11 protein-coding genes are annotated in these 14,915 nt (G+C 49.0%); 7 read left to right on the top strand and 4 right to left on the bottom strand.

The genetic code is table 11. From position 1 onward, the window contains the following. Window positions 1–66 precede the first annotated feature (66 nt). From B4E62_RS18320 to B4E62_RS18295, 6 genes are all read left to right on the top strand, one after another. Complete coding sequence (locus B4E62_RS18320) at window positions 67–1,911, top strand: endo-1,4-beta-xylanase (RefSeq protein WP_331353070.1); 1,845 nt, start codon at window positions 67–69, stop codon at window positions 1,909–1,911. An 81-nt stretch (window positions 1,912–1,992) separates the two neighbouring features. After that, a complete protein-coding gene (locus B4E62_RS18315; protein ID WP_331353069.1) occupies window positions 1,993–3,651 on the top strand; it encodes a glycoside hydrolase family 43 protein in 1,659 nt (552 codons plus the stop codon). Continuing rightward, window positions 3,651–6,503 (top strand): glycosyl hydrolase 115 family protein, encoded by a 2,853-nt coding sequence (locus B4E62_RS18310; protein WP_331353068.1) that lies wholly within the window; start codon window positions 3,651–3,653, stop codon window positions 6,501–6,503. The genes B4E62_RS18315 and B4E62_RS18310 overlap by 1 nt, the downstream gene beginning before the upstream one ends. 38 nt (window positions 6,504–6,541) lie before the next feature. Further along, window positions 6,542–7,750: a D-mannonate dehydratase ManD gene (manD, locus tag B4E62_RS18305; RefSeq protein ID WP_310067252.1), complete on the top strand. Its 1,209-nt coding sequence runs from the start codon at window positions 6,542–6,544 to the stop codon at window positions 7,748–7,750. Window positions 7,751–7,801: 51 nt separating this feature from the next. Next, window positions 7,802–8,932 carry a glycoside hydrolase family 43 protein gene (locus B4E62_RS18300; RefSeq protein WP_331353067.1) on the top strand — a complete coding sequence of 377 codons (1,131 nt, stop codon included), beginning with the start codon at window positions 7,802–7,804 and terminating at the stop codon, window positions 8,930–8,932. Between the two features lie 181 nt (window positions 8,933–9,113). Next, window positions 9,114–9,764, top strand: coding sequence for a putative glycoside hydrolase (locus B4E62_RS18295; RefSeq protein ID WP_331353066.1), 651 nt, complete (start codon window positions 9,114–9,116; stop codon window positions 9,762–9,764). Window positions 9,765–9,786: 22 nt separating this feature from the next. On the opposite strand, the gene lipA is transcribed toward B4E62_RS18295, so the two are convergent. The 4 genes from lipA to B4E62_RS18275 form a co-directional block, all read right to left on the bottom strand. Then, window positions 9,787–10,818 (bottom strand): lipoyl synthase, encoded by a 1,032-nt coding sequence (gene lipA, locus B4E62_RS18290; RefSeq protein ID WP_310067260.1) that lies wholly within the window; start codon window positions 10,816–10,818, stop codon window positions 9,787–9,789. A gap of 125 nt (window positions 10,819–10,943) precedes the next feature. Next, window positions 10,944–11,549, bottom strand: coding sequence for a lipoyl(octanoyl) transferase LipB (lipB, locus tag B4E62_RS18285; protein ID WP_374725247.1), 606 nt, complete (start codon window positions 11,547–11,549; stop codon window positions 10,944–10,946). 70 nt (window positions 11,550–11,619) lie between these two features. After that, window positions 11,620–11,892, bottom strand: a complete 273-nt coding sequence (locus tag B4E62_RS18280) for a DUF493 domain-containing protein (RefSeq protein ID WP_310067263.1) — start codon at window positions 11,890–11,892, stop codon at window positions 11,620–11,622. Between the two features lie 104 nt (window positions 11,893–11,996). After that, window positions 11,997–13,898 (bottom strand): PKD domain-containing protein, encoded by a 1,902-nt coding sequence (locus tag B4E62_RS18275; protein ID WP_331353065.1) that lies wholly within the window; start codon window positions 13,896–13,898, stop codon window positions 11,997–11,999. 338 nt (window positions 13,899–14,236) lie between these two features. On the opposite strand from B4E62_RS18275, the gene B4E62_RS18270 reads away from it, so the two are divergent. Continuing rightward, the gene (locus B4E62_RS18270; RefSeq protein WP_331353064.1) at window positions 14,237–14,914 is read left to right on the top strand and encodes an RDD family protein; all 678 of its coding nucleotides are present in this window, start codon (window positions 14,237–14,239) and stop codon (window positions 14,912–14,914) included. Window position 14,915 lies beyond the last annotated feature (1 nt).

Below are 14,915 nucleotides of genomic sequence, written 5' to 3'. Positions count from 1 at the left end.
TGTACAACCCCTTCATCTTATGGTGTAATTGACTACAACAATAAACCATAATGATGAGACCACACCATGAGACATTTTCAACGCGCCGTTTATCTGTCGCTAATTGCTATCGGGCTTACTGCATGCGGCGGAGGCGGAGGCGGCAAATCAACACCTGCGTCATCGACACCTGCATCGTCAATGGCACCTGGCTCAGTTGCGGCATCCTCTGTCGCTGTATCATCAACACCAGCATCGTCCACGCCTGCATCATCTGTAGCGCCAAGCTCCGTCGCTGCCTCCTCGATTACGCCTTCGTCTACCCCGGTATCATCTATCGCTGCCAGCAGTTCCAGCTCAGCCGCAAACACCGTTATTACGTTAGGCATGACCAGCGGTTGGCGTGGCAACGGTAACGGCAATACCGGTATTACCTACAACAGCGATGGTGTCAGCTTTAATGCAAGTGGTGACGACATAGGTGCAGTGACCGACATCCCCGCACCAATCCAGCTGGAAGATGCCATCATCACTATGGTGGTTAATGTGAGTAGCGAATTCAAAGCCAGCGGCGCCAACCTGCAACCTTTCGCACAAATAAAAGGCGGAAGCTGGGCGGGTGAGTGGAATTGTTGGGCAGGTAACGAATTGTTCACTGCCGGCACCGATGTCACGATTACCTGTACCGTTGCAGAAGCCGACAAAAAATTCGACCAAACCGCAAGTGATGTGCAAATCGGCGTACAAGCCAAAACTTCAACGACAGGTGTCGTTACCATCAAAAGCGTCACTGTCACACTCAAACAAAGTGCAAGTAGTAGTTCCAGTGTTGCTTCATCCAGCGCGACCAGCGTTTACTCAGCGAATGTAAACAGTTTGCGCGAATTGGCAACTTTTCCAATAGGCGCAGCAGTGTCTAATACGGATTCACCTACCTACAACATTTTGACGAATGCGTCTGAAAAAACTGTGGTGGAAAAACATTTTGACCAGATGACTGCTGGCAACATTATGAAAATGAGTTACCTGCAACCAACACAAGGTAATTTTTCATTCACCAATGCTGATGCATTTGTCGATTATGCTGTGAGTAAAAATATCAATATCCACGGCCATGCCTTGCTGTGGCATTCGGATTACCAAGTGCCCGGCTTTATGAAAAACTGGAGCGGTTCTGCTGCCGATTTCATCACTGCCGTAGAGACCCATGTCACTACCATCGTTGATCACTATGAAGCTAAAGGCGGTGTAGTGAGTTGGGATGTAGTGAACGAAGCACTCAATGACAACAGCCCATCCAACTTCCGCACTGACTCGGCGTTTTATACCAAGAGTGGCAATAGTGCCGTCTATATCGAAAAAGCGTTTCAAGCAGCGCGCGCTGCTAACCCCAACGTAACGCTCTACTACAACGACTACAACATCGACCAAAACAATGCCAAAACCACCAAGCTGGTAGAAATGCTGACCGACTTCCAGGCGCGCAGTATTCCAATTGATGGCGTGGGCTTCCAGATGCATGTGTTTATGGATTACCCGAGCATTGCCAGCATCAGCGCCGCGATGAAAAAAGTGGTTGATAAAGGCCTCAAGGTAAAAATTACTGAATTGGATGTTGCCGTTAACAATCCTTACAGCGGTGGCTGGCCGGGCAGTAAAATCAGTACCTTTACCCAGGACGTTGCGCTTACTCAGAAAAAACGTTATTGCGAAATTGTAAAAGCCTACTTGGACACAGTGCCCGCCAATTTGCGTGGTGGTATCACCGTGTGGGGCACAACCGATGCAAGCACCTGGTTAACAACCGCAACCTCACAATACAACGGTGAGGCCATTGCATGGCCCTTGTTATTCGATAATAACTACAATGACAAACCTGCACTGCGCGGTTTTGCCGATGCCCTGCAAGGCAACACTTGCACCAATCTGTAAGCGCTTGTAGTAAACACAGACCAACACTATGGGTAGCTACGCAAGTAGCTACCCATTTTAATTTTAAGAGTGAGGAAAAAAATGAAAGCCACCCAATCAATCGCACTTTTATTCGCAAGCTGCTTAACGATCAGCAACACCAACGCAACAAGCGTCGATTTTTATCAGTTTACTTATGAAGGCAAAGATGCAGTCTTTGCACAAAAACCTGCGCAAGGCCAATTCCAAAACCCAATCATTGCAGGGTTTTATCCTGACCCGAGTATTACCCGCGCAGGTGATGATTACTATTTGGTGACCTCTTCTTTTTCCTATTCACCCGGTGTACCGATTTTTCACAGCAAGGATTTGGTCAACTGGAAATCTCTCGGCCATGTATTGGTTACCCCCAAACAATTGCCGCTATATAAGCAACAAACATCGCGAGGCATTTACGCACCGACTATTCGCTACCACGATGGAACATTTTATTTGATCACCACACTGGTGGATGTGCGCGGCAATTTTATTGTCACAGCCAAGAATCCCGCTGGCCCCTGGTCTGACCCGATTTTATTGCCGGAAGTGGGCGGCATAGATCCGGATATTTTTTTCGATGACGATGGGCGCGTGTATATCGTCCACAATGATGCACCTGTCGGTGAGCCCCTCTATGAAGGTCATCGCGCGATTTGGCTGTGGGAATTTGATCCTAAAACAAAAAAAGTGATCAAAGAATCGCGCCGATTGATTGTGAATGGCGGCACCGATCTGGCCAAAAAGCCGGTATGGATTGAAGCACCGCATATCTACAAAATTAACGGTTGGTATTACTTGCTCTGTGCAGAAGGCGGTACGGGTTACGAGCATAGTCAGGTTGCGTTTCGCACCAAAGATTTAACCAAACCTTTTGAGCCCTACACAGGCAATCCGATCCTGACCCAACGCGATTTGGATATTAATCGCCCCAACCCCATCACCACCGCTGGTCATGCCGATTTAATCCAAACCAAAGAAGGTGAATGGTGGGCAGTATTTTTAGCGACGCGTGCTTACGATAAAACTGCCTACAATACTGGACGCGAAACTTTTTTATTGCCGGTTAGCTGGAAAAATGAATGGCCGATTATTTTAGAGCAAGGCAAAGAAATACCCTACCAACTTAATTCACCAAAAATATCAGCCATTACCAAAAACGCAGAACCTACTACAGGCAATTTTATCTGGCAGGATAATTTTTCAGGCAAAGCGTTACAACATCAGTGGGTCAGCTTGCGCACTGCAGACTCGCCATTTTATACATTGAAAAATAACCGCATCCAATTGCAGGCATTAAATGTAGGTCTGGACGAACTGGAACAGCCCGCATTTCTTGGGCGTCGCCAGCAACATACACGTTTTAGTGCAAGTACCCAATTGGATATACCAGCAGAAAAAACTTCCGCTGGCATAGTCGCCCTACAAAGCGAGACAGCACATTATTATTTCGGAGCAACGACCATTAATGGCAAAACTCAATTGTTTATTGAGCAAGCCAATAAAGGCGTGCCGAAAATTATCCATACAGTTTCTCCCGCTGACATTGGCAAGCGATTAACCTTTGTTATCGAAGGCAATGCAGGAAAGATCAGCTTTTATTACGTAAATAAAGACAGCAATAAAAAAGCAGTGCTTGAAAATGCTGATGCAAAAATCCTGAGCACTGAAGTCGCGGGCGGTTTTGTCGGGACATTGTTAGGGATCCACGCGAGGGCAGAATAATGCACAGACTTTTTTTCTTCTGGGCTTTTTTATTGCTTGCACCCACCTGCCTCGCACTGGGCGAGGCATCCTGGCTCGTGAAAAGTGCCAGCAAAAACCTGATATTAGTCGATAAAAATACCAGCGCCGATTTGATTATCGATGCCGGTGAATTCCCAGGTGTCTTGCGCGCCGCTAAAAACCTGCAAATGGATATTGAAAAAGTCAGCGGTAAGAAACTGACACTCAGCAACGCGATTAGCAACAACAATAATCCACTAGTAATTGTTGGCACCCTGGGAAAAAGCAAAATTCTTGATCAACTTATCGCTGCTAAAAAAATCGACGTAAGCAAAATACGCGATCAATGGGATGCCTACCAGGTAGCTGTTATCGAGGAGCCCTTTCCACAGGTAAAGCGCGCACTGGTCATAGTCGGAGCCAATAAACGCGGCACTATGTATGGCATTTACAGCCTAAGCGAACAGATAGGCGTATCGCCCTGGTACTGGTGGGCCGATGTGCCAGTGAAAAAACAATCTGCTTTATATATCGATAAGAAACTGCAGCTTACCGAAATCCCCAAAGTGAAATATCGCGGGATGTTCCTGAATGATGAAGCCCCGGCACTTACCAATTGGGTCATCGAAAAATACGGCAACTACAACGCCCAATTTTATGAAAAAGTATTTGAATTACTCCTGCGTCTGAAAGCCAATTTTTTATGGCCAGCGATGTGGAACAACGCCTTTGCCGATGATGATCCGCACAATATGATCCTTGCCGATGAATATGGAATCGTGATGAGTACCTCGCACCACGAGCCGATGATGCGCGCCGATAAGGAATGGAATCGCTATGGCAAAGGCCCTTGGGAGTATTCAAAAAATCCGGAAAATTTATATAACTTCTGGGTCGATGGCGCCAAGCGCAATAAACCCTACGAAAGTATTTACACCCTTGGTATGCGCGGCCAGCAAGATGAGCCCATGAGCGAAGGTGAAAATATCGATTTACTCGAAAAAATTGTTAACGACCAACGCAAAATTCTCGGTGATGTTTTTGGTAAAAACCAGCTCACACAAGTGCCACAAGTGTGGGCACTGTATAAAGAGGTGCAAGGGTTTTATGAGCGTGGTATGCGCGTACCTGACGATGTAATTTTGCTCTGGTGCGATGACAACTGGGGCAATATCCGCAGACTGCCCACACCCGAAGAGCGAAAGCGCGCGGGCGGTGCAGGTGTTTATTATCACTTTGATTATGTCGGCGGGCCGCGTTCCTATCGCTGGATTAATACCGTTTCCATCGCCAAAATTTGGGAGCAGATGCACTTGGCTTACACTTATGAAGCCAACCAGATCTGGATTGTAAATGTGGGCGATTTAAAACCCATGGAATATCCAATTGAGTTCTTCCTCAATATGGCCTGGAATCCGGAAGCCTGGCCGAAAGAACGTATTCCTGAATTTGCAACTCTCTGGGCTGAGCGCGAATTTGGTAAAGAGCACGCTCAGGAAATTGCCGCGATTATGACGGGCTACACACGCCACAATTTGCGCCGCAAACCCGAGCTGCAAGAAGCCAATATTTACAGCCAATTAAATTACGACGAAGCAAATCGTGTGGCCGCGGAAATAAAATCCTACGCTGCGCGTGCTGAAAAAATTTATGCTCAATTGCCCACAGAAAAACGCGATGCGTTTTATCAACTGGTGCTATTCCCTGCAAAGGCGAGTGCGATTATTACCGGGCTGTACGATGCACAGGCAAAGAACCATCTTTATGCACAACAAGCGCGCGCCAACACCAATGACTACGCCGATAAAGTGCGCGAATTATTTGCCGCAGATGCAGCGCTCGAACAGGAATACCACCAGTTAAATAGCGGCAAGTGGAATCATTTTATGTCACAGCCCCATATCGGCTACAGCAACTGGAATAACCCGCCGGAGGATACATTGCCGGTGACCCATCACTATGAACCGCATAAAGGTGCCGAAATGGGGATAGCAGTTGAAGGTATAGCGGCTGCATGGCCAAGCCCGGGTAACTATCAATTGGGGCGTTTTGATCCGCTCGGCAAACAACAAAGAACCATTGAAGTGTTCAATAAAGGTAAAGAATCGTTCACAGCTACTGCCAAAGTGAGTGCACCTTGGATTATACTAAATCATACTAGTGTACAAGTTGATGTTGCTGCTGCATTTTTGGTTTCCATCGATTGGGACAAAGTCCCTGATGTTAAGGGCGAGGTGACCGGGTCGGTACAGATAATCGGAACTGGCTGGGGTGGCGCAAGCATTGCAGTAAAGGCAATAAAACCGCAACTGGATAAGCGCGCGCTGAAAGGTTTTGTGGAGGCCGATGGCTATATCGCCATTGAAGCCGAGCACTTCCAACGCCAGGGTAACAACCGTGAATTGCGCTGGGAAAAAATCCCCGAACACGGGCGCACCTTGTCATCCATGTCGGTTTACCCGATTACCGACAAAAGCTTTAGCAATGTAACGAGAGCACCCTATCTTGAATACGATTTTTATAGCCAGAGCAGCGGCGAGCTCAAGATAGAGGGATTATTCGCACCCAGCTGGCCATTAATGCCCGGGCGCGGTTTGCGTTACGCAGTTGCGATTGATAGCGAGCCTGCGCAAATTGTGGACCTGACCGCTGATATGAGCGCACCGGCATGGGAAGAAAGTGTGCGCAGTGACGTACGCCGCAGCATTACCAAACATAGGATCGATAAATCCGGCGCACATAGATTGCGAATTTACAGCCTTGACCCCGGCGTAACCTTGCAAAAAATTCTGATTGATACCGGCGGACTTTTGCCCAGCTATTTGGGGCCAGAGGAGAGCCGACGATATTAAAACTTTTTAATAACCACCAGCAGTAGAGATGCCGTTGAATGAAAATTGTTGATGCGAAAGTGATTGTCACCTGCCCCGGCAGAAATTTTGTCACACTCAAGATTACTACTGATCAAGGAATTTATGGCATCGGCGATGCGACTCTCAACGGCCGCGAAAAAAGTGTGGTCTCTTATCTGGAGGATTATTTAATCCCCGCGCTTATTGGTCGCGACCCGCAACAAATTGAAGACATCTGGCAATTTTTTTATCGCGGCGCCTATTGGCGTCGCGGGCCAGTGGGCATGACGGCACTTGCAGCAATTGATGTAGCACTCTGGGACATTAAAGCCAAACTGGCGAATATGCCACTCTATCAATTGCTCGGCGGAAAAAGCCGCGAGCGCATCCTGACTTACACCCACGCCAACGGCAAAGATCTGGATTCCACGTTGGATGCGGTGCGCAAAGCGAAAGAAAAAGGCTATCAAGCGATTCGCGTACAGTGCGGTATTCCGGGCATCGAAAAAACCTACGGCGTTGCCAAAAGCGAAAAAAGTTATGAGCCTGCGGATTCGGATTTGCCGTCCACAGAAGTTTGGTCAACCGAAAAATATTTGAATTTTATCCCCGAAGTATTTGCACAAGTGCGCAAAGAATTTGGCAGCGAGATTCATCTGCTGCACGATGTGCATCATCGCTTAACACCGATTGAAGCCGCGCGCTTGGGTAAAGATTTGGAACCCTATCGCCTGTTCTGGATGGAAGATGCAGTACCTGCAGAAAATCAGGAATCGTTTAAATTAATTCGCCAGCACACCACTACGCCCCTCGCGGTGGGCGAAGTATTTAATTCAATTCACGACTGCCGCGAACTTATTCAGAACCAACTGATTGATTACATCCGCACCACGATTGTTCACGCTGGCGGTATTAGCCACGTGCGACGCATCGCCGATTTTGCCAGCCTGTTTCATGTGCGCACCGGCTTCCACGGCGCAACGGATTTATCGCCTGTATGCATGGGCGCCGCACTGCATTTTGATTATTGGGTCCCCAACTTTGGTATTCAGGAACATATGGCGCACAGCGCGCAAATGGATGAAGTTTTCCCACACGCCTATCAATTCGAGCGCGGCTTTTTTACACCGGGTGACACACCCGGTCACGGTGTAGACATCGATGAAAAACTCGCCGCGAAATATCCCTACAAGCGTGCGTGCCTGCCTGTGAATCGGTTGGAAGACGGAACCCTCTGGCACTGGTAAGATCCGGGTTGGCAAGATAACAACGACACAACCCATAACGAGACAATAACTATGACAAACCAACACCAATTCCTGACCGCCAGTGTTATCGCTGGCAGCCTGCTAATCGCAGGCTGCCAGGACAAATCCGCTCCGGCCGATACCGCAGCAACATCGACAGCCGCAAGCTCAATCGCAGCTGCGCCTGCGCCTACACCGGCTGACCCAGCGTTATTTATCAGCCAGCCGCTGGTCACCGACATCTACACGGCCGACCCATCAGCGCGCGTGTTCAACGGCAAAATTTATATTTATCCATCGCATGATATTGAAACCGGTGTCACCACCGATGGCGAGGGCGATAAATTCGATATGAAAGACTATCGCGTGCTGTCCTATGATCCGGCCACAGGCGCAACTATCGACCACGGCGAAGCGCTGAATCTAAAAGACGTACCCTGGGCCAGCCGCCAACTCTGGGCACCCGACGCAGCAGAAAAAGACGGTAAATTCTTTTTGTATTTCCCGGCGAAAAACAAAGAAGGAATATTCCAAATGGGTGTCGCCACCAGCGATTCACCCACCGGCCCGTTCAAAGCAGAACCAGAACCTATCAAAGGCAGCTTTAGTATCGACCCAACTGTATTTAAAGATGACGACGGCGCTCACTACATGGTTTTCGGCGGCATCTGGGGCGGACAATTGCAGCGCTGGGCGAGCGGCAGTTACGTCGCTGAAGACAAATACCCCGCCAGCAATGAGCCGGCACTCAGCCCTAAAATCGCCAAGTTGAGCGATGACATGTTGCAATTCTCAGAGCCACCCAAGGATATTCAAATCCTCGATGGCGCTGGCGTCCCCCTGCTCGGCACCGACACCAATCGCCGCTTTTTTGAAGGCGCCTGGGTTCACAAATTCAACGGCAAATATTATTTGTCCTACTCCACCGGCGACACCCACTTTATCGCCTACGCCATTGCCGACAACCTCTACGGCCCCTACACCCACAAAGGCATAGTGCTCACCCCCGTATTCGGCTGGACCAACCACCACTCCATAGTGCAACACAACGACAAGTGGTATTTGTTCTACCACGACTCACAACTCTCTGGCGGTCAAACCCATTTGCGCAATGTGAAAGTGACAGAACTAACGCACAATGACGATGGCACAATCAACACCATTGACACTTACCTCGACTAGACCTGCATGTAATAACGGTAAAATTAAAAAAGCCCCGGTCAGCGCACAGCTCTCGGGGGCTTTTATTTTCATAGGGAAATTGACTTTTATCTGGCTTGAGTGAATATTGTTTGCGCGCCATTAATCATTTTATTCGTGGTGTATTAAACCCCAATAATAACTATCCCGCGAGATCACCCCCATGCACAACTTCATCACCAAGCTGCTGAAACTATTGCCCGCAATCACCAGCATCTGCCTGATTGCACCGCTGAACAGCCATGCGCAAAACACACTAAATCCCAATTATTTTTATCTGGTTAAAGGTGAATTAATCGGTCGTAGTATTTCACTGGGCGACCCCAGCAACTGGTCTACGATGATACAAGGGCGAGAAGGCCAATCAGCCGGAGAGAAAATCAAAGTTGCCCCCATCGACTTCAAAGCTTCTGGTGACGCCATCCAACTTACCTGGGCGCCGCGCAAAAAAGTTGTCGGTAATTTCGGTCTCTATGGCAACGCCATCGACTTATCTAAATTTAAAGATGCAGCTTCACTGACAATCGATATGCGTGTCGATGTAAAACCAGACAAAGACGTGAAAATTGGACTGGATTGTGGCTACCCCTGCCGCGCGGATATCACCATTAATGGCATGATAAAAAAAATGCCCAAGGGCGAGTGGTTCTCGTTGCCGCTACCGCTCAATTGTTTCAAAAGTGACAACTTTGATTTAAGCAAAATTACCGGCCCTTTTACCATTGCAACTGATGGCAAATTCACCGTGAGTATCACCAATATTCGTTTGGAAAAATTACCGGAAGGGGACAAGGGTTGCGCGGTGCAACCCTGATTCTTTTAGCAGGATGAAATGATTAAGCCTTGGCGAAGTTGTTGATATTAAACTCTTCGCCGTGCGCCTGCTTGTCAGCGTGATAAGACGACCTAACAAGCGGGCCACAGGCAGCGTGTTTGAAACCCATTTCTTCAGCGAGTTTGGTGTACTCGGCAAATTCATCGGGGTGCACGTAGCGCTCTACGGGCAAGTGATCTTTGGATGGCTGCAAATATTGGCCGATGGTGAGCATGTCGATATCGTGCTCACGCATGTGCTTCATCACTTCGATAATTTCTTCTTTTGTTTCGCCAAGGCCAACCATCAAACCCGATTTGGTCAATACATCGGGGCGACGCGCCTTGTATTGCTTGAGCAATTGCAGCGACCATTCGTAGTTCGCACCGGGACGCGCCTGACGATATAAACGCGAGACAGTTTCCATATTGTGGTTGAATACATCGGGCGCTTCTTTTTCAAGAATATCCAATGCGATTTCCATGCGACCGCGGAAATCCGGCACCAAGACTTCTACTTGTAATTTAGGGCTGAGTTCGCGCGCTTCGCGGATACAGTCGGCAAAATGTTGTGCACCACCGTCGCGCAGGTCATCGCGGTCTACTGACGTGATCACCACATATTTCAAACGCATTTCGGCAATGGCTTCAGCGAGTTTGCGCGGCTCCTGCTCGTCGAGCGGATTGGGTTTGCCGTGGCCAACATCGCAGAAGGGGCAGCGACGGGTGCAGATATCGCCCATGATCATAAAGGTCGCGGTGCCACCACTGAAACATTCACCCAAATTCGGGCAGTTAGCTTCTTCACACACGGACGATAATTTATTTTTGCGCAAAATCGATTTAATGCGATCCACTTCAGGCGATGCGGGAATACGCACGCGAATCCAATCGGGTTTACGTTGGATTTCTTCGCGGTCGCTGGCGATAACTTTTACCGGAATGCGCTCGACCTTGTCGGCATCGCGCAGTTTTTCGCCCTGCTTGTAACGCTCGGTGCGTTTGACCGGTTGCAGTTCGGGTACGAAGGTAGATACGGGTGGCAGATCAGACATAAGAAGCTCTTTGCTTTTTCGACCTCATTGGAGGCACAGAGGGAGTCGGGTAAGGGATTGTGCGACCGTGCGCCACCATGGATGGTGGTGCCGAGCCTCCAGGGATGGATTTACGGCGTGTCGCACTAGCCCTTGCCCGGCTCCCGACCAGATTCGATGGCGCGCATTGTACAGGTTTCATAGCCCAATTTCCGCGCAAATTCTGCGACAAGTTGGGTTTGTACATCCTCCAGAGCGGGGGGATTGGGCAATAAGTCTTTCATCTGCGTCATCGCCAAGCCTTGATAACCACAGGGATTAATCCGCTGAAAGGGGGCAAGATCCATCGCCACGTTCAGCGCCAAGCCATGAAAACTGCAGCCACGGCGCACGCGCAACCCGAGCGAGGCGATCTTGTCGCCATTGACGTAAACGCCGGGAGCATCCGGCTTGGCCGCCGACTCAATCCCGTAATGCGTTAAGGTCGCGACAATAGTTTGCTCGATTGAAGTCACCAGCTCGCGCACCCCGATCTTCAAGCGGCGCAAATCGAGAAGTGGATAAGCCACCAACTGACCAGGCCCGTGGTAAGTCACCTGCCCACCGCGATCACTTTGCACTACTGGAATATCGCCGGGGAACAACAAGTGCTCCGCCTTGCCCGCCTGCCCTTGGGTAAAGACGGGAGGATGCTCAACCAACCACAGTTGGTCGATGGTCTCGGGCGTACGCTGGTTGGTGAAGTCGGTCATAGCTTGCCAGCTGGTTTGGTAATCCTGCAGGCCGAGGTTGATCACCTCCAAAACGCGAGCTGACGACAATTTACATCACCATCTTGATATTGGTATTAACACGCAAATCCTCGTGGATTGCGGTCAACTGTTCAACACCGGTAGCGGTGATCCACACAGTCACTGAGTGATACCGACCTTTGCTGCTTTCGCGCACAGTGATGCGCTCTTGATCGAAACCCGGCGCATGGCGCTCCATGATCTCAACCACGTAGGTATGCAATTCAGGCCCGGCTTCACCCAATACTTTGATGGGATAGTTTTCGCAGGGGAATTCGATTTTGGGGGGTTGTTGTTGGGACATAAATCAGTACTCGCTGTAGATAAACGCCAGTATAAAGCTTTAACAGCTCAAATAAAAAACGCCCCCTAGGGGGGCGTTTTGAAACGACATTAATTCATTCTCCGCTACTTATTACTTAGCTGAATTTTATTGCCGGTAACAGGATCTACGACGTATACAACTGGGCCGCCATTTAAATCCTCAACCAAGTAAAGAAGCCCCTTGGTATCATCAAAGGCGATTCGTGTTGATCCCGTAAAAATCGCCAATCGGGTGCGATAACCGGTAGTTAGGTCAACCGTGAATAAATCATCGTTCCCATCGACCAGATAGATTGAGTTGCGTGCAGAATCTACAACCATTCCTTTGAGCATGTTTTTAATACCAGTGCCCTGAAAAAAATCAAAACTGTTAGACAACAATGAAGAACTCGGGGTGACGCTTAATAAAGTATCTACAACGACATTATCGCCAACGAGGTTAGGCGCCCAATAAAGACGTCCAGAGGACTGGGAATTACCCGGGAGGTAGGCAATTGTTGCGGGAGCATCAACCGGAACCGTCTGCAAACTAGCATCGGCAACTGTAGACCGATTTCCGTTGGCAACAGTGACTTCAACCAGACGACTTGCGTTAACATCAGCGACATAGAGCGAATCAGAGTTGCGCCCCAACGCAAGCGAAGTGGGGTACTGTATGGTCGCACCTGATCCACGTGTGTTGTCGGACACTAATCGACGCGTGCCGTTTACCGGGTGAATACTGATAATTTTGGGAGTTCCAACTGCCGGTGCAGTCGCTGCATACACCATCTTACCTATTGGATCGTAAGCCATAGTGGTTAACGCAGAGTCATTCAATCCTTGTGAGGTTTTATCAAAACTCGATATAGGCTGACTACGATTGCCATTACTCAAGTCGACGGAAAGCAGCGTCACATCCTCCAGAAGGAAGCCGGAAGTCAACACGTACAATTTATTTAATGCACTATCAATACCTATACCGACAGTTTCATCCCAGTCATCTCCACTACCCACGCTAAAGCCTGTCTGATTGAGCGTACGAGATTGGGAGGTTTTACGCCCGAAACTATCTAACGCCTCCACTGTTACCGTAAAAGTGTCGCCAGCAGAGACTGTGATATTTTCAAGGCGCCAATTACCAACCGCATCAACAACTGCATTGAGTGGTCCGGTGCCAGCGTCAACGGTAACGCTCGCAAGAGTGCCATCTACTGCGCTCGCGCTACCAAAGGCAGAAATTGTGTTTTTTCCGTAAATGCCAAATGCGCTTGGAAAATGAATAGCCAGTCGAGGAGCACCTCCAGCCGCTACAGACACAGTTATCTGATCCTTGGCGACTGCACCGTCATTATCTTCGACCGTCAGTTCAAATATCAGCGCCACAGATACGTCAGTAGTCGGCGCGACAAAATTTGCTTCTGCAGACGATGCATTATTGATTGTTACTGTCGGCCCCGATATCTGCTTCCATTGATATTTCACTACCTGCCCATCTTCATCCGATGCAACCCCCGTCAGAGTTAAAGGTAGATCGGCATTACTCGATATATCAGCACCTGCATCAACAACAGGTTTTTTATTAAGCCTGTTAACCGTTATGGTAAGGGTGTCCTCAGCAGTTTTCCCCGCTGCATTGGTTATTTTTAATTGATAAACAATTTTTACATTAGCCTCAATGCCAACGTCAGGGGCGATAAAAAAAGCCTTACCAGAGGTAGTATCGTTAGTTGAAAGCGCAACGCTCGCGCCTTCCATTTTAGTCCACTGAATCTTTACAACATCGGTAGAGACCGTTGATGTCCCAGTTACCTCCAAGGCACCATTACCCAAACTAAATCCGTTGGCACCAACCAAGGTAACTCCTGGATCCAGCTCAACCCTGTCACCTGCATTGACAGTGCGATCTGGACCGGCGTTGGCCGTCAGTTGCGCACCTATTGAAGAACTACTTGCTGCTGGTGGAGTTCCACCGCCACCGCCCCCGCCACATGCTGACAACAGCATAAACGTCGCCATCACCACAATCCCTTTGGATATCGTCCGGGATCCACATCCGTTAAACACTCCTAACATCTTACTTTCCTCAGTATTAAGTTAATTTTACTGTTACATAGGTCACACAAAATGGCGCGAAATAATACATGGCTTAAGCAAGAGGGTAGAAATACTTTTCTGGAATATCATTTGACGAACTTCAAGCAGCATCTCCGATAGGAAAATTTTCTATTCATAAATAGCCTTATCCGCTATTCTCGCCAATTACCAAACACCCCAGAAAATATAATTTAAGCGACATAATCCGGCATCACGCCAGACTCGTCGCAGCATAAGGACAGTTGGATTTGTTACTCGATACCCGCCAATCACTTGAAACCCCGGAAGGCGCCCTGCTCCCACTGACACCCGCTGGCTTTGGCGTGCGAGTACTGGCGCAATTGCTGGATATCCTGATCCGCTACGGCATAGTCACCGTGATTTTTATCGCCCTGTCCCTGCTTGGGCGCATGGGTACCGGCATAGCGCTGATACTCGCGTTTTTGCTCGAATGGTTTTATCCCGTCTTCTTTGAAGTTACCCGCCAGGGCCGCACCCCCGGTAAAAAATGGATGGGCATTCGCGTAGTTAACGACGATGGCACACCCATCACCTTCGGCCCCTCGCTGTTGCGCAATTTATTACGCTTTGTCGATTTCCTGCCCATGCTCTACCTCACCGGTATTGTCGCCAGCCTGTGCAACCGCCAATTCAAACGTTTGGGCGATTTGGCCGCTGGCAGCATGGTGATTTACGAGGCGCCGCCTGCGCGTGAACCCAGTTTTGAAGTGCGCGGTCAGTTGCCAGTGCCCGCCGACTTTTCCACCGACGAACAGCGCGCCCTGCTCGCATTTGCCGAGCGCAGTAAATATTTATCGGCCGAGCGCCGAAGTGAATTGGCAACAATTCTTTTACCCGTTATCGGCAGCAAAGATCCGGTGATTGCCATCAAACAAATGGCCAACACTATGGTTGGCAAGCAGTAAG

Origin of the sequence: Cellvibrio sp. UBA7671, assembly GCA_002483145.1 — a bacterium.
Taxonomy (GTDB): Bacteria; Pseudomonadota; Gammaproteobacteria; order Pseudomonadales; family Cellvibrionaceae; genus Cellvibrio; species Cellvibrio fibrivorans.
The sequence above is the reverse complement of the archived record's forward strand: the minus strand, read 5'-3'. Positions and strand labels throughout refer to the sequence as shown.